Origin of the sequence: Microcoleus vaginatus PCC 9802, assembly GCA_022701275.1 — a bacterium.
Taxonomy (GTDB): domain Bacteria; phylum Cyanobacteriota; class Cyanobacteriia; order Cyanobacteriales; family Microcoleaceae; genus Microcoleus; species Microcoleus vaginatus_A.
The window spans coordinates 746,730-763,997 of the sequence record CP031740.1; the positions used below are offsets into that span (position 1 = coordinate 746,730).

General features: G+C 47.0%; 13 protein-coding genes. 2 read left to right on the plus strand and 11 right to left on the minus strand.

The genetic code is table 11. The features are described 5' to 3' along the window. Window positions 1-35: 35 nt before the first annotated feature. Window positions 36-848 carry an acyl-CoA desaturase gene (locus D0A34_03095; GenBank protein ID UNU17980.1) on the plus strand — a complete coding sequence of 271 codons (813 nt, stop codon included), beginning with the start codon at window positions 36-38 and terminating at the stop codon, window positions 846-848. Between the two features lie 31 nt (window positions 849-879). Here D0A34_03095 and D0A34_03100 read toward each other — a convergent pair whose 3' ends face one another. Then, on the minus strand, window positions 880-1,104 hold the full coding sequence (locus D0A34_03100; protein ID UNU17981.1) for a hypothetical protein: 225 nt from the start codon (window positions 1,102-1,104) through the stop codon (window positions 880-882). Window positions 1,105-1,207: 103 nt separating this feature from the next. Between D0A34_03100 and D0A34_03105 the strand changes: the two genes are divergently transcribed. Beyond that, complete coding sequence (locus D0A34_03105) at window positions 1,208-2,026, plus strand: acyl-CoA desaturase (protein ID UNU17982.1); 819 nt, start codon at window positions 1,208-1,210, stop codon at window positions 2,024-2,026. 128 nt (window positions 2,027-2,154) lie between these two features. Here D0A34_03105 and D0A34_03110 read toward each other — a convergent pair whose 3' ends face one another. The 10 genes from D0A34_03110 to D0A34_03155 form a co-directional block, all read right to left on the minus strand. Next, entirely contained in the window at window positions 2,155-3,000 is an 846-nt protein-coding gene (locus tag D0A34_03110; GenBank protein UNU17983.1) for an ABC transporter permease, read from the minus strand. A 97-nt stretch (window positions 3,001-3,097) separates the two neighbouring features. Then, a complete protein-coding gene (locus D0A34_03115; GenBank protein UNU17984.1) occupies window positions 3,098-4,009 on the minus strand; it encodes an ABC transporter permease in 912 nt (303 codons plus the stop codon). Between the two features lie 144 nt (window positions 4,010-4,153). Continuing rightward, window positions 4,154-5,284: a spermidine/putrescine ABC transporter substrate-binding protein gene (locus D0A34_03120; protein ID UNU17985.1), complete on the minus strand. Its 1,131-nt coding sequence runs from the start codon at window positions 5,282-5,284 to the stop codon at window positions 4,154-4,156. Between the two features lie 281 nt (window positions 5,285-5,565). Then, window positions 5,566-6,696 carry an ABC transporter ATP-binding protein gene (locus D0A34_03125; protein ID UNU17986.1) on the minus strand — a complete coding sequence of 377 codons (1,131 nt, stop codon included), beginning with the start codon at window positions 6,694-6,696 and terminating at the stop codon, window positions 5,566-5,568. A gap of 186 nt (window positions 6,697-6,882) precedes the next feature. After that, a complete protein-coding gene (locus D0A34_03130) occupies window positions 6,883-7,521 on the minus strand; it encodes a DUF4340 domain-containing protein (protein UNU17987.1) in 639 nt (212 codons plus the stop codon). Window positions 7,522-7,697: 176 nt separating this feature from the next. Continuing rightward, window positions 7,698-9,842 (minus strand): hypothetical protein, encoded by a 2,145-nt coding sequence (locus tag D0A34_03135; protein UNU17988.1) that lies wholly within the window; start codon window positions 9,840-9,842, stop codon window positions 7,698-7,700. A 44-nt stretch (window positions 9,843-9,886) separates the two neighbouring features. After that, window positions 9,887-10,789 carry an Rpn family recombination-promoting nuclease/putative transposase gene (locus D0A34_03140; protein UNU17989.1) on the minus strand — a complete coding sequence of 301 codons (903 nt, stop codon included), beginning with the start codon at window positions 10,787-10,789 and terminating at the stop codon, window positions 9,887-9,889. A 156-nt stretch (window positions 10,790-10,945) separates the two neighbouring features. Continuing rightward, complete coding sequence (locus tag D0A34_03145) at window positions 10,946-11,737, minus strand: ABC transporter permease (protein UNU17990.1); 792 nt, start codon at window positions 11,735-11,737, stop codon at window positions 10,946-10,948. 49 nt (window positions 11,738-11,786) lie between these two features. Next, window positions 11,787-15,083, minus strand: a complete 3,297-nt coding sequence (locus D0A34_03150) for an ATP-binding cassette domain-containing protein (GenBank protein ID UNU17991.1) — start codon at window positions 15,081-15,083, stop codon at window positions 11,787-11,789. A gap of 413 nt (window positions 15,084-15,496) precedes the next feature. After that, entirely contained in the window at window positions 15,497-17,140 is a 1,644-nt protein-coding gene (locus D0A34_03155; protein ID UNU17992.1) for a hypothetical protein, read from the minus strand. Window positions 17,141-17,268: the final 128 nt, after the last annotated feature.

A 17,268-nucleotide genomic window follows, 5' to 3' on the forward strand; every position in this document is an offset into this window, starting at 1 on the left:
AGATGCGGCCCCTAGTTTGTAAACATAATATATTCATGACGATTGCAACTTCCAAAAAAACTTCTCCTGATTGGCCTGTCGTAGGCTTTATGGCATTTCTGCACATCGGTGCTTTATTTGCCTTGCTGCCGGGTAATTTTAGCTGGTCTGCTGTCGGGCTAGCAGTATTCCTGCATTGGGTAACAGGTGGTTTAGGAATTACTCTCGGATTTCACCGCCTTGTCACGCACCGCAGTTTTCAAACACCGAAATGGCTAGAGTATTTTCTAGTTATTTGCGGTACCCTTTCCTGTGAAGGTGGCCCGATCGACTGGGTAGGAATGCACCGGTTACACCACATACATTCCGACACGGAAACAGATCCCCACGATTCCAATCAAGGCTTCTGGTGGAGCCACATGGGCTGGATGCTCTCGGATCTCCCGATCAGAGTGGAAATCCCCCGCTTTACTAAAGACATCGGCGACGACCCAGTATACAAGTTTCTCCAAGCATATTTTATCCCCATCCAAGTTGTCTTCGGTGTGTTGCTTTATTTATTAGGCGGCTGGTCTTTCGTGGTTTGGGGGGTATTTATGCGGATCGTGGTGGTGTTCCACTGCACTTGGCTGGTTAACAGCGCTACCCACAAATTTGGCTACCGCACCTATGAGTCGGGCGATGGATCGACGAACTGCTGGTGGGTTGCCCTGCTCACCTACGGCGAAGGCTGGCACAATAACCACCACGCCTTTCAATACTCGGCTCGCCACGGTCTTCAATGGTGGGAAATCGACTTCACCTGGATGACAATTCAACTGCTGCAAGCACTGGGTTTGGCAACCAAAGTGAAATTAGCCGAAAAATAGCGATCGGCAATTAGTCATTGGTTGTCGGTCATCAGGTCTGGACTAATGGCTCGTGACCAATGCCTAATCCTGTTTTTGCGATGAGTATAGGTTGGGTTGAACACAGATCGAATCCCCTGGTGCGATCGACCCAACCACAACCAGAATCAGTTATAATAGATTTGGGAAGAAAAAATTTTGTTTGGCATCCAAATTTTTTATTTTCAAAATACCGCAGTAAATCTTTTTCAATCCTAATCCAACATCTATCCTTCATTATTTATTAGTTTGGGTAAGTCTTCAACAAAACAGTTCACTACCTCAATCCAAGCTTTTATAGGTGAATTCAGCTCGGCATCTAATCAGAAATCAAAAATAGAATGACAATTGCAACGCAAGAAAAACTCCAATACAATTGGAAGCACGTTATTAGTTTAGCAGGGCTTCATATCGGCGCTTTGTTCGCACTGCTACCCAGTAACTTCAATTGGACAGCAGTTGGTTTAACAGTATTCATGCACTGGATAACCGGCGGTTTGGGAATAACTCTGGGATGGCATCGTATGCTCACCCACCGCAGTTTTCAGACACCCAAATTCGTAGAATACTTTCTAGCATTTTGCGGAGCCCTTGCCTGTCAAGGAGGAATAATTGATTGGGTGGGGCTGCACCGATTGCACCACACCCACTCGGACGAAAGCGCGCTCGACCCTCACAATGCCCAAAAGGGTTTTTGGTGGAGTCACATCGGCTGGATGCTATATAAAGGTCCAGCTCACGCTGAAATTTCTCGCTGCACAAAAGACATTTCGAGCGACCCCTTTTACCAGTTTTTGCAAAACTACTTTCTCCCCGTTCAAATCGCATTTGGCGTGTTGCTTTACTTAGCAGCAGGCTGGCCTTTTGTAGTTTGGGTAATTTTTGTCCGCTTAGTTGCGGTATATCACTGCACTTGGTTTGTTAACAGCGCCACTCACAAGTTTGGCTACCGCACTTACGAAACCGAAGATAGTTCTACTAACTGTTGGTGGGTTGCGGTTTTGACTTACGGCGAAGGCTGGCACAACAACCACCACGCTTTTCAATACTCTGCGCGTCACGGTATGAAATGGTGGGAAATTGACTTCACTTGGATGACAATTCAAGTTTTGGAAGCACTAGGTTTGGCTACTAAAGTGAAATTACCAGCAGCAAAATAGCAGCAATTCAGTCGTAGACGCAGAAGCTCGGTAGGGTTCGTACTTCGCACCTTACCGCTTCAAAAACCCGGTTTCTTTAAGAAACCGGGTTTTTTGATGACTAATAACCAATAACCAATGACTCATGACTAATGAGCCCGTTTTTGCTCGCCCCGGCCGCGCAAATATTCGGCTAAAAATGCCAATCCTCCCGAACCTACTATCAACAGCACACTGAGAGCATTAATATCAGGTTTCACCCCAGTCCGAATCCGGCTAAAAATTTCCATCGGCAGAGTTGTAGTCCCGCTACCTGCGGTAAAACTCGCAATCAAAAAATCGTCCATGCTGAGGACAAAAGACAGCAGACAACCCGAAACAATTCCGGGTATTAATTGAGGGAGCAAAACCTGAATAAAAGCCTCAACAGGCGTTGCACCCAAATCCAAGGCAGCCTCTTCTAAATACGGGTTTAAATCTGCCAATCTAGTAGAAACAGCTAGAGCGATGTAAGCCAGACAAAACACAATGTGAGCGGCGACAATAGTCCACAAACTCAGAGGAATAGCCAGCGCCGCTAAAAATACCAGAGTAGCAACTGCGGTCGCAATATCTGGAATAATAATCGGCAAGTAGGAAACTCCCTGATATAAACTCTTGCCAGGAAAGCGGTAGCGCGCTAAACCAACGGCCATCAAAGTGCCGAGTACAGCCGAGATTGCAACTGCACAAACAGCCACTGTTAAACTGTTTCTCAGGGCAACTAAAATCCGCGTATCGCTAAATAATTTAACGTACCAATCTAAAGTAAATCCTTCCCAGCCGGCGCTAAAACGCGATTTGTTAAAGCTGTAAAATGTGAGTACCAGGATGGGCAGGTACATATAAAAAAACATCAAAACGGCAAATATTACCTGCCAAGAAATCTTAAATTTAGGTTTTAAGTACATATCGGCTTGTATTTCCTCCTGTGGATTTTCTGCTGTCTTTTCCATTTCTCGGTAATCGGTAATTGGTAATGGGTAATTGGTAATTGGTTAGGATTGTTTTCTTTCTTCTTCCTTCTTCCTTCTTCCTTCTTCCTTCAACATCCTAAATTGCATTACGATCGCCATATTTGAGCAAAAGGGCAATTCCGATACTCACTGCAAAGATTAATACCATACTCAAAGCCGAACCCAGCCCCCAATTTTGAGTCGCCCCCAAAAACTGATTGTAAATCAAACGAGCCGCCGTCATGCTCGAAGCTCCACCGAGCAACTCCGGATCGACAAAATCGCCCAAACTGCTAATAAATACTAGCAAAGAACCCGCAGCAATTCCTGGCATAGTCTGAGGTACTGTCACTTTCCAGAAAGTTTCCACTGGATTCGCACCCAAATCCTGAGATGCTTCTAGTAACCTGCGGTCTAACTTTTCCAAAGAAGCGTAAAGAATTGTCACGATATAAGGCAAATAACTGTAAGCCATGCCGATTAAAACTGCGGAACTTTGATTAAGCAATTCCAGAGGAGGAATGCCTACAAGTGCCAGCAGCGAGTTGAGAACCCCCGTAGGACGCAGAATTGTAATCCAAGCATACGATCGCAACAGCGAAGAAGTCCACAGCGGCAACACAAAGCCTAACAAAGTTAAATTTCGCCACTTTTTCGAGACATTGAGGGCGATCCAGTAAGCGACGGGAAATCCCAGTAGCAAACACAGAATAGTAGTCCCCGTTGCGAAAAAGAGCGATCGACCCATTACCTGCAAATTCAGCGGCTCAAACACTCGCAGGTAGTTGCCGATTCCCGAAGGATTAACCAAATCTCCCGGTTTAATATTCGGCACCAAACTAAGCTGAAAAATCACCAGAGTTGGTATGACTAATAATAAAAGCAGCAACAAGCCAGAAGGGCCGAGCAATGTCAGCGGGCCTGTCCACGCCGACCACGGGGAAACAGTTTCAGCCTTCAAGGGAGAATTGGGAGGAATAGGAGGGGGAGTTCTAGTTGAAACAGCCATAGATCAATTTTTTTGAGTTTTTAACCGCTGATTAACGCGCATATAATACGGATAGAGTGGGCGACCGGCTGTACGGGGGCGGGTTTATGTAAATATTGGGTGAAAATCAGAGATTGTGTGTAAAACCCGCCCTACTTTTGATGATTAGCCGCTGGTTAATTGAGTCCAATAGCGATCGTACACTTCCATAAATTTGCCTACCGGAGCCACACCTTCGCACTTTTTCAAAACCGCTTCCGAAGGGAAAAGAATGTCGTTTTCGCGCACTTCCGGCGGCAACAAACTAAAAGCATCTTCCGAAGGAGTTGAAAAACTGAGCCGCTCTACTAAAGAAGCCGCGACATCGGGTTGCAGCATAAAGTTAATCCATTTATAAGCTGCTTCGGGATTGGGAGAACCTTTAGGAATTACTAAAGTGTCAGTCCACAGAGAAGAACCGCTTTTGGGGACGACATACTTCAATTTATCGTTATCTGAAATTACTTCATTAGCATCAGAAGAATAACACATAGCTACCTTCAAATCCCCCGTCAGCATTTGCGGCCGCCAAGCATCAGTAGTAAAAGATGCGATCGCCGGTTTGAGTTCCACCAACTTTTCGTAAGCTTGTTTCACTTGCTCTTGGTTCGTAGAATTCAGAGAATAGCCCAGCATCCGCAACGCAGCGCCCATGACTTCTCGAACATCACTCGCCAGCGTCATTCGCTTTGCTAACTCCTGTTTGTGCTGCCACAAATACTCCCAATCTTCAGGCTCTTCTTTAAGTTGTTCGGTGTTGTAAATCAAGCCTGTGGTTCCCCAACTCAAAGGCACGCTGTAGCGGTTTCCTGGGTCATAAACAGGGTTTTGGAACTGTTTTCTGAGCCGATCGAGCCCGCCCAAAATCGAGTGGTCTAATGGGCTCAACAGCCCCAGTTCCGTCATTTGAACCACCATGTAATCAGATGGGTAAATGATGCTGTAGGCGCGGGCGCCACCGGCTTGAACTCTCGCCAGCATCTCTTCGTTGGAGCTAAACACGTCAGCCACTACGCGAATGCCGGTTTTTTCGGCAAAGCGATCGAGCAAAGCTTCATCGGTATAGCCTGCCCAAGTATAGATGAAAAGTTGGTCTGCCGAACCTTTGACGGGAGGAGCAGATTGTACGTCTGCAAGTCGCCAGCCGCAACTCGAAAGAGCTAACCCGGAAATTGTCGCCGCCGAATTTTTTAGGAACTGACGGCGTGTAGAATTAGCCGGAAAAATCCTGGAAATTGGTAAGTTAGTCGGAGGCACAGTTCGATTTTAGATTTTAGATTTTAGATTTTAGATTGGGGAATGGGGGATTGGGAAATTCGATTTTAGATTTTAGATTTTAGATTTTAGATTGGGGAATTAGGGATTGGGAAATTCGATTAAATCCGTTAAATCCCCTACACTGTTCGTTGCCGAACTTTCCTGCAACATCCATCCGTTAAATCGGTTAAATCCCGTACACTGTTCGTTGCCGAACTTCCCGACCTCCGTGACATCCGTTAAATCTCGATCGCGTGTTCGTTACCGAACTTCCTTCGTAATTATGCTCGATCGGTCAAAGCGAGACAATCAGTAGTTCCCCAGTAAGCGTAAATCGGCGTGTGCGGATCTGGGAAAGAGCCGCCGGTATTTGGCTGGCGTACAGTAATTTTATCGCCCGACGCCAACTCAACCACGTAATGAACGTGCGTGCCCATGTACATAGTATTTTTGAGCCGCCCTTCAAAACAGTTGACCGACACTTCCGGCTGGTAGAGATTCAAATATACTTTTTCCGGCCGAACGCTGACGACAACAGAGTCGCCTGTGACACCACTCCACATATCCGACTGCTGAACGACTATTTTCAGATTGGCTGATGTCCGAACTGTGATAGTTGATCGGTCGATCGACTCCACCGTACCAGAAAACAAATTCGTATCCCCAATAAAATCCGCCACAAAAGCCGTCTGCGGGCACTCATAAATTTCTTCAGGAGAGCCAATTTGCTCAATCCTGCCCTCGTGCATCACCGCAATCCGGTCAGACAGACTCATCGCCTCTTCTTGGTCGTGAGTCACCATCACAAAAGTCAAACCCAATTCTTGATGCAAATTCGACAGTTCCAACTGCATCTGCTTCCGCAACTTCAAATCCAGAGCACCCAGAGGTTCGTCCAGCAGCAAAACCGCCGGTCGATTTACCAGAGCTCTCGCCAAAGCCACCCGCTGCTGCTGGCCACCGGACATTTGACCGGGAAACCTGTTGGCGAAAGATTCCATTTTCACCAATTGCAAAACTTCCCGTACCCGTTCTTCAATTTCTGCTTTCCCCAGCTTTTTTATCCGCAATCCAAAAGCGATATTGTCCCAGACATTCATGTGTCCGAACAAAGCATAGCTTTGAAACACAGTATTTACCGGACGGCGGTAAGCTGGAGTGTTGGTCATCGACTGGCCGCGAATCATCAATTCGCCCGCCGAGGGAGTCTCGAACCCAGCGATTAACCGCAGGGTCGTAGTCTTGCCGCAGCCGCTAGGCCCGAGAATGCTAAAAAATTCTCCTTGGCGGATGTTGAGGTCTACTCCGCGGACTGCGGTTTCGCCGTTAAATACCTTAAAGACCTTGCGGAGTTCAACGTCTAGCGCTGTATCCGTTGCTGTCGTACCTTGGTTGAGTGCTGTCTGAAACATATTCGCCCTTTCCTGGGGGTAATGCACGCTACTTAAATACAGTTTAAGTTTAGACTTTTCTGTATTTTAGGTGAGGAATGTTGGATGTAACAGGTTTTGGGATTTGTTCTTTAAATTCTATCCCAGAGTGCTACTGGGTAATACCGAATCTCCTATGTCCCGCACCCAATTCGATCGACCCGCCATCTATTTATTCTCAGGACTTGGCGTGGGAGATGGTTTTTGCGGTTTGTCTGTTTTGGGCGCTTCTGCTTTTTTCCACTCTGACAAAGGTCGCTGGACGGCATTTTTAAAGTCAAAAGGCACTAGCAGCACGGGCAAATTTTGGGCTGAATTTTGAGGGGGCGCTTCCGGCGGATTGGCTTGAGCGTACAAGAAGCGGCCGCTAAAGTCTGTTTTGCCTAAAACTAGGCGGTGAGTTTCCTGGTTGTCCAGCTTTACTGTGACTGTAGCTTGGGGTTGGTCGAGACCGAATTCTGGCAGTTGAGCAGCAGTAATATTAATCGTGCGATCGCTCTTTCCTGTTGCGAGCCTGTCTAGCAAAAAATCCACAGATGCCTGACTTGCGTGTGCTTGCACTGGCAATTTCATTTCCCAGCTAGACTTGCCTCCTTTTGTAGCATAAACTCGCTCAAAGGTCAATATTTTTTCGGGAGTTTTGACTGTAAAGAATTGTATGCGCTCGGAGTTAAAAGCAAAAATTTTCTGTTTTTCTTCCTTAGCGGCTTCCTCTTTCGGAGATACTTGCATCTCGAATAAAGCAACCAGCCCAGTCATGCTCAACGCGACGGCTATCAATACTAATGTATTTTTCTGCAATTTCATAATAACTGAGAATTGGGCATTGGGCATTGGGCATTGGGCATTGGGCATTGTTGACTGTTGACTGTTGATTAATGTTATTGGTTATTTGTTATTAGCCACAGCAAAGGATTAACAAATGACAACTGACAATTGCCCACTGACAACTGACAACAGTCAACAGTCAACAGTCAACTAACTTATCTTCTCTTCCACCAGATAGCGCCGCCAATTCCCAGTCCGAGTAAAGGCCAAATTAGCCAAGCTAACACCAGCAATCCTACTTGGATGGTCGTCATGTTAATACGGCGGTTGGTAGCTTTTTTCGGACTGATAGAAAAGCTTTGCTGGTCTGGTTTACTCAACCAACTGACTGAATTGAGAAACACGTCGCTATTGAGTTGTTGGTCAAACCAACCGTTAGTCACAAATTGAGATGTGCCAATTACTACCATTCGCGATGTTTTTCTAGGAGTTGAAGGCGCAGAAGGAGTTGCGGTTGGACTGGGAGATGCTGTGGGAGATGCTGTGGGAGATGTTTCGGGTGTCGGTGTGGGAGATTCTGTGGGAGATTCTGTCGGTGTTGGCGAACTTTCTGGATATGCTGTCGGAGATGCTGCCGGTGTTGGCGAAGTCGTCGGTAATGCTGGAGGCGTAGCTTCTTGCGAGACAATCACCGAATAGCTGATTGGGGAAGCTGTTGGTGAAGTTGTCGGCGATGGTGAAGTTGTCGGCGACGGTGAAGTTGTCGGCGATGGTGAAGTTGTTGGCGACGGTGAAGTTGTTGGCGATGCTGAAGTTGTTGGCGATGGCGAAGTTGTTGGCGACGGTGAAGTTGTTGGCGATGGTGAAATTGTTGGCGATGGCGAAGTTGTCGGCGATGGCGAAGTTGTCGGCGATGGCGAAGTTGTCGGCGATGGTGAAGTTGTTGGCGATGGCGAAGTTGTCGGCGATGGTGAATCTGTCGGAGATGGCGAAGTTGTCGGCGATGGCGAAGTTGTCGGCAATGCTTGGGGTGAAGGCGAGGGCGAAGTTGGTGTTGGTGAAGGTGAGGGCTTTAAGGGAGTGCTGTCAGTCGCCGCTCGAACTAAAGCTACACCTAATAATAGCGGGCCTTGTCGATCGGCCTTTTGATCAAACTCCAATTTCTTAGTCGTCAAATCGCTTTCGGCCCAACTTTCCTGACTCGTCCAAATCAGCGGTTTTTCCTCTATCCCTTCTACTGGCGAGGTTTCCACAGCACGCGCAAACGGATAAAATGAAATACCGTTGCCAAAACTTTGAGTAATCGGATGTTCGCCGTAGCGCCTGACTGTGGGAACCGTGGGGCCGAGGCCAAATCTTTGACCAGTGCCCGAAGCATCGATGGCCAAACGGGTGTCTAGTTTTACGCCCCATTCTTGCAGCAATTTGTCTAATCCGGTATCGATTGCCGGGTCTACCATTACCAATAAACTGCCGCCGCGATCGAGATAAGCTTTTAGTGCTTTAATTTCTGTATCGGAAAACGGTTTTTCCAACCCGGGAATGATTAAAGCATCTGCATCTTCTGGCACTTCTTTGCGTTCGGTCAAATTCAGCGTTTGGGCGTTGTAGTATTTATCTTTCAGAGCTTTTTCAGCTTGCTGAATTCCGCCTTGACCTTCCTTTAGCGGGCGGGCTCCTTTGCCTTGCAAAAAGTAAACTGTAGCAACGCGAGTGCTCAGGATTTCTTCTAAGCCATTGGTAAGTTTTATCTCTGAAAGCCCTTGATTCGGGTCGCTACCAAAAGCAGTGCCGCCTTTTTGCAGTACCTGTTTTTTGTCACCGGATTGCAGGTAAACTTCTCCGATGCTAGTAATACTAAATTCCCGCGCTTTTCCCGGTTGGGTCTGCGGGTCAACAAACTCGAATTGGAATTTTTCGCCTCCCTCGCGTTTGTAGCTTTGCAGCAATTCTTTAATTTGGGGGTTTTGGATGGGGTCAAATACCCAAACTTTGACTGTTTGTTGCAGGTTTCGCAGTATTTGTTGAGTCTGCGGGGCGAGGCTAAATTGTTGGCTTTCGGTTAAGTCGATGCGGACGGGATAGCGAACGGCTATGAAGTTAATTACTCCGAGAATCACAAAGACGGCGAGGGTAGCAATCAGGGCGTTGGTGCTGGCTTGAGTGGAACGCTGCCCCCAAAAGCTTTGTTCGTAACTCAAATATAGCAGCCAAAGTGCTATCGTCACTGCTCCGGCAATAACTAAACCGACTGTCAGGGGGTCCCATACTCCAGATACAAGTGCTGCTGTTACCCCCGCTGCGATGAGGAGGGGGCCCAGCAAAAAAACGTATTTCCAATTTTTTTTGCTAATTTTCATAAGGTAAATATTGAGTGGGAAAATTCTGCTTCGAGGATGTTATTCTATATCGCATTAGCCTGCAACCATGCTGTTAAATCTGACTGATGGTTGAAATCCAGCACGGCATCTCCTAGTTCTTCTAATTGCTCTACGCCTAATTGACGGATGCAGTTTTCCGTTTCCGGTTGTATTGTGCCTAAACGCCGCACTAGCTGACGCAATATTAACGAGAGTTGAGCAGTTTTTGTAACCTGTTCTCTTGCTACATCTATGGCAATCTGCTGGTCTTGAATCCACAGTTCTTGCTTCTGCAATTCATGTAATTCTTCCTGAGTGAAGTTTTCCTCGTTGGCCATTATAAAAGCTTTCTGAATTTCTGGAACTGCACTGAGTGTTTCTGGTACTGTCTCCAGAGTGCTGGTATTTTCGAGAAAATAAATCCATTGCTCGGCTGTTGTTTCTAATTCTGCTAATTCCTTGCTAAATTTTGGCAGTTCGATAAATACTAATTCTATTTCAGTATCTGGACACTCAAACTGTTGCTCTTTTTCTTGGAAAACAAACCGTGACATAAATTCGGGCTGATTTTCAAACATTTCAAAGTCGGCAATTTTCAAGGAAATTACTGTTTTTAGTCTTTCGTAGCGTTCTTTTCCTGTTAATTGCTGGCTGTAGCTTTTGGCAGCGTTGTACAAAACTCTGTTCCCAAAGGAAGGCACGTTGATCAGTTGAATTTCAACTAGGGCGATTCTACCGCCGTTAATTGTGGCTTTGACATCTAGGTGTGTGTCTTGGGTTGCGAGAGTTTGAGGTTCTGGTTGGGAGTCAATTATTTCTAAGTCTTCGATGACCGGCTGTGCTTCATAAAGGATGGCGTTTAAAAAATTAATCAGGATGTCTTTGCTGTCGCTGGAACCGAAGATTTTTTTGAACGCAAAGTCGATTTTTGGATTGATAAATCTCATTCTTTGAAGTAATTAGTGGAATAACTAACATTAATTGGGAATTGGGAACTGGGAACTGGGAATTGGGAATTGGGAATTGGGAATTGGTGGCTTCTCCTTTAATCTCCGAATCTCCGACTCTCCCATCTTTATTCCCGGAACCCTTCCTTGATTTTTTTAAGAACGCTGATATCGCAAAGCATCGATGGATTGGGCTGTCAGAAATACTCCTAAAATGATGTAACTGGCAAACATAATTAAACTGCTGGTATCGAAAACTCCCTTGACAAGATTGGTGTAATTTGTTAGGAGCGACAAATGTCCTAATGCCGTTCCAAAGGTGCCACCGATACCGACGGCGGCGGCATCTATCACCCAAAGAAATAATACTAGAGCGAAGGTGAGGATGGCTGATAAAATTGTGCTGTCTGTGAGGGAGGAAATAAACATTCCGAGGGACAATACTCCTGCTGCTAGTAATATTAAGCCGGCGTGTCCTAGCAGAAGAACTCCGGGGGGTACGGGTGGGGTTGAGGAACTGAGGACGATCGCCTCGCAGAACAGCAGAGGCAGCAACATTGTGGTATAAAATGTTAAAACTCCCAGCAGTTTGCCGGTAGCAACTGCCCAGTTTGTTAAGGGCGATGTGGCTAATAGTTCTAAGGTGCCGCGTTTGCGTTCTTCTGCGTAAAGTCCCATTGAGAGTGCAGGTAGTACGAACAAGGAAAGGGAACCCATGATTCGCAGGAAGAGTTGCAGGAATTCGTAAGCAACGTCGATGGGAGGTTCGGTAATTCCCATTTGGTCTCGCTGGCCGATTTGGGGAATTAACCCGTCGGGGGCTAGGAGGATGGCTATTAAAAAGTAGCCGGTGATTAGCCAAAAGACTGCTGCGATGGCATAGGCTAATGGCGAGGCAAAATAGCTTTGTAGTTCTTTGCGGTAAATTGCGATAATATTACTAATCATTACTAACCTTTAGGAATTGGGAATGGGTAATTGGCCATTGGTAATTGGTTCATTCTGAGTCGCCTGCGGGTGGTTTTTCGCTGTCGTCGCTATCCTGTTGCTTTCTTTCTATTTGTCGCTTTCTGGTAATAGGTGGCTGTTCGGGTCGAGAATCGCTAGTCGGTTGTGGCTTTTTTTTAAGTGGCCGTTTTTTTACAACGGGTTGGGATTCTGGTTGAGAAGGTTGGCTCGACTTTGGTGTTTCTGAAACTTCGAGATTTTCGACAACCGGTTCTGGTTGAGAAGGTTGGCTCGACTTTGGTGTTTCTGAAACTTCGAGATTTTCGACAACCGGTTCTGGTTGAGAAGGTTGGCTCGACTTTGGTGTTTCTGAAACTTCGAGATTTTCGACAACCGGTTCTGGTTGAGAAGGTTGGCTCAACTCTGGTGTTTCTGAAACTTCGAGATTTTCGACAACCGGTTCTGGTTGAGAAGGTTGGCTCGACTTTGGTGTTTCTGAAACTTCGAGATTTTCGACAACCGGTTCTGGTTGAGAAGGTTGGCTCGACTTTGGTGTTTCTGAAACTTCGAGATTTTCGACAATCGGTTCTGGTTGAGAAGGTTGGCTCGACTTTGGTGTTTCTGAAACTTCGAGATTTTCGACAACCGGTTCTGGTTGAGAAGGTTGGCTCAACTCTGGTGTACCGAAAATCGGTTCGGGTTCTGGTTGAGAATGCTCGATCGACTTTGGTGAATCTAAAATCGGTTCGGGTTCTGGTTGAGAATGCTCGATCGACTTTGGTGAATCTAAAATCAGTTCGGATTCTGGTTGAGAATGCTCGCTCGACTCTACCGTTTCTGAAACTTCTAGATTTTCGACAATCGGTTCTGGCTGAGAATGCTCGATCAACTTTGGTGTATCTAAAATCGGCTCTGGTTCCGGTTGAGAATGCTCGATCGACTCTAGCGTTTCTGAAACTTCTAAATTTTCGACAATCGGTTCTGGTTGAGGATGCTCGAACGACTCTACCGTTTCTGAAACTTCTAGATTTTCGACAATCGGTTCTGGCTGATAATGCTCGCTCGACTTTGGTGTATCTAAAATCGGCTCTGGTTCCGGTTGAGAATGCTCGATCGACTCTACTGTTTCGACAACGAGCAGATTTTCGACAATCGGTTCTGGTTGAGGATACTCGATCGACTCTACTGTTTCTGAAACTTCTAGATTTTCGACAATCGGTTCTGGTTGAGGATGCTCGATCGACTCTACCGTTTCTGAAACTTCTAGATTTTCGACAATCGGTTCTGGTTGAGAATGCTCGATCGACTCTACTGTTTCGACAATGAGTTGATTTTCGACAATCGGTTCTGGTTGAGGATGTTCGATCAACTCTTGCCTTTCTACAGTTTCCAGAAAATCTGCCACTGGTTGCATTTCAGGTTCTAAATCGCTTATTTCCTCTGGTGTTTCTGTAATTGGTTCGGCTTCTGGTTGAGAAGAGTCGATCGACTCTTGCCTTTCGACAACTGGTTCGGATTCTGGTTGAGGATGCTCAACCGACTCTACTGTTTCTGAAACTTCTAGATTTTCGACAATCGGTTCTGGTTCATGATGCTCTATCGACTCTTGCCTTTCGACAACTGGTTCGGATTCTGGTTGAGAATAGTTGATCGACTCTACGGTTTCAGAAACTTGCAGATTTTCGACAATCGGTTCTGGTTCATGATGCTCTATCGACTCTTGCCTTTCGACAACTGGTTCGGATTCTGGTTGAGAATAGTTGATCGACTCTAAGGTTTCTGAAACTTCTAGATTTTGGACAATCGGTTCTGGTTGATGATGCTCTATCGACTCTACTGTTTCTGAAACTTCTAGATTTTCGACAATTGGTTCTGGTTGATGATGCTCTATCGACTCTACTGTTTCTGAAACAACGGGCAGATTTTCGACAATCGGTTCTGGTTGATGATGCTCTATCGACTCTACTGTTTCTGAAACAACGGGCAGATTTTCGACAATCGGTTCTGGTTGATGATGCTCTATCGACTCTACTGTTTCTGAAACAACGGGCAGATTTTCGACAATTGGTTCTGACTGACGATGCTCTATCGACTCTACTGTTTCTGAAACAACGGGCAGATTTTCGACAATCGGTTCTGACTGACGATGCTCGATCGACTCTACTGTTTCTGCAATTGGTTCGGATGGTGAAGGAGAATCATAGGTAGACTCTTCTCTATTTGACACTGGCAGATTTTCCACAATCGGTTGCGATTCCGATTGATGAGCATCCGCGATCATCGGTTGTGATTCCGATTGATGAGCATCCGTGATCGAGTCTTGAATTTCTGCCGCTTCTTGCAGATTTTGATCGACCTCCGGTTCGCTGTGAACCAGATTTTCTTCCGGTTTCTTTTCAGCCGCTGTCAGCCTTAAAAACACATCTTCCAGAGTAGCGCGAGAGCGGCGCATTTCGCAGAGTCCAAATCCAGAGGCGACGATAGCTGTAGCAATTTCTCGTCCGGGTTCTCTTTCCGGTTCGCACAAGGCCCGCAAGCGGTAGCGATTCACTAAAAATTGCTGGCTTGGAATCAATTCGATCGATCGAACTCCCGGCAATTTTTCCAAAGAAGGCAACAGCAGACTGTTTACCAAATCCGCCTCGCCTTCAACTTCGAGTTCGTAACCCTCTCCGACAGCCAACTCTCCCATCAAATTTTCGGGACTACCTGCAGCGACGATTTTTCCGCGATTGATGATGGTGACGCGGTTGCAAGTCATGCTGACTTCCGGCAGAATGTGCGTGGAAAGGATAATTGTGTGCTGGCCGCCAAGACTTTTGATTAAATTGCGGACTTCGATGATTTGTCGGGGGTCGAGGCCGACGGTTGGTTCGTCTAAGATAATGACCGGCGGATCGTGGACGATCGCCTGCGCGATACCGACGCGCTGCCGAAATCCTTTAGAAAGCTTGCGGATTAAAACTTTGCGTTTATCAACCAGGCCGCAGCGTTCGATCGCGGAGGTAACTCGTCGCGCGCGATCGCCCGCAGGTACTTGCTTAATCCTGGCCACAAAAAACAGAAACCCTTCCACACTCATTTCTGGGTACAGTGGCGGGTTTTCCGGCAGATAGCCGATGCGCTGTCTGACTCCCATCGAGTTTTCGTGAACGTCGAGGCCGGCGATGCGGGCCGTACCGCTGGATGCTGGCAAATATCCCGACAAAATCCGCATGGTTGTGGTTTTGCCAGCGCCGTTTGGCCCCAAAAACCCCAGAATTTCTCCTGATTCGACCGAAAAAGACACGTCCGCGATCGCTGCGGTCGAACCGTAAGTTTTGCTTAAGTGTTCTACTTCAATCATTTGTCAGAAGTCACGCAATTTTAGTTTTTAGATTTTAGATTTACTTTGCCAACCCCAGGCGGGACGCCTGTTCCACGAAGTGGAGAGTCTCGCCCGATCGGCGGGTCGATCAAATTTATGGCGAAATTTTTAATTTGATTTTGTCTTCCAGTGTAGTCTGGCAAGAACCAAATCTATCATAAGGGTCGATCGTACTTTGAAACAAAATGCTAGGTAGTAGGGTGCGGAGCCCGGAAATGATGAGCCCATGTGCATAGAATAGCTACCAACTGACGCACCCTACCAGTAGATTCTGTGCCTACCCGAACCCTCAAGTAGGTGGCTGCGCTACAGAGGCGGGGCTGTTTCTAGGTTGAGTAGCGCTTACGCGCCCCTCCGCCTAACGCGACGAAAGCGGTTCGTTCAAAAAAATCTCAACTCCTTTTCCAAATCTTGATTTCCCCCAACCAACCCGCACTAACAATAGTCTTACCGTCGCTGCTAATCGCCACAGCACTAACGTAGCCAGCATGACCGCTCAAATTACCTCTCAAATCCCCCGATCGCACATCCCAAAGTCTCACACTCTTATCCCAACTGCCAGTAACCAGCGTAGTGCCATCCCGACTGAATGCCACCGACCAAACTCCGTCAGTATGCCCGCTTAAACGACGAATTAACTGCCCATTTCCGGCATTCCACAAACCGATTGTACCGTTGCTATTTCCCGCAGCTAAACTCTTGCCGTCGGGAGTAAAAGCTAGCGACAAAACAGACAAGTTTTTGCCGCTAATCGTGCGAATTGCTTGACCGCTAGCTAAATTCCACAACCTAATTGAACCGTCTTTGCTGCCGCTAGCTAAAGTTTTGTTGTCGGCACTAATTGCAACAGCATTCACCAACCCAGAATGCCCGGTCAAAGTCCGCAGCAACTCCCCTGTTTTTGGGTTCCAAATCTTAATCGTTTTGTCCCAACTACCGCTGGCTACAAATTGACCGTCGGGACTAACGGCAACGCTCGAAACTGCATTGGAATGCCCGCTCAAAGTGCGTACAACCGTGCCAGTTTCTAAATTCCAAATTTTCACATTTTTGTCGTCGCTGCCGCTAGCTAACACCTTGCCATCCGCACTCGCGGCCAATGCGTTTACTGCTTCCGTGTGACCTTGCAGGGTAGTTTTTAATTGCCCGCTGGGAAAATTCCAAACTGAGATGGTGCCGTTGCTATTTCCAGTGGTAAAATAAGCTGAAGCTAGGGCAAGGGAACTGACAACTTCCGAAGGCCCTTTGAGGGTATTTGTGGCAGCAAATGCGATCGCACTTGCGGGCGTGCGGGGCGCATTATTCGCCGGAGTTTTTGGGTTCCCGGCAGTTGGAGATTGGGGAACGACTGGCAGCGAAACAGTCGATCGCCATTTCATGAAAGTATTAATTTCTATTCCCGCAGCCACGATTTTATCAGAGTTGTCCTCTAACCTGACAATGCCGTTAATTGCCACAACTCGGCCTGCATCATCGAGTACCGGCCCGCCGCTCATGCCGGCTCTCACTAAGTTGTTGTATACCAAAGTATAACCGTTCCAAGGAGTTTGGCGGCCGGTAAGCTGACCTTCCGTGGCGATGAAAATCGGCTGTCTCAGAGAACCGCCGGATATCGGCCAGCCGGCCACATAAGCCTTGTTTCCCTTAGTTGCTGAGGAATTGGCTAATTGAGCCAGGGGGTAGCTTTGAGGGCTGCTGAACGGCACGACGGCTAAATCCATCCCGGGCACTCGCCGCACGAGGCTATAGTATACAGAGTGAGCTTTGCCGTCAGGAGTTACGACCTCGTAATCGCCGGCTTTATCGACAACGTGCCAGTTTGTGAGAATATAGTATGTGCTGCCTTGTTTCTCTAAAATTACTCCTGAACCGCCTTTTGTCCCCTGGATGCGAACAGTAATTTGTTGGGCAACGGTTTTAACTTTGTCGGCGGTTAATGCGAGGGCGATTTGAGGTGATGTGAGTGGGATGAGGGCGATCGAACTCAGGGCGATCGTAGCACTCAAAATAGCCGGAATTGTTCTGCTGTAATTCATTATTGTGTCAATTTAACATACCCAGATATCAACTGACGCATAAGTTATCCGGTTTGTGGCAGATTGACGGTTGACAACGCCAAAATGCCTGCGCGACGATCAAACTTTCGACATTCGCACAAGCCTCA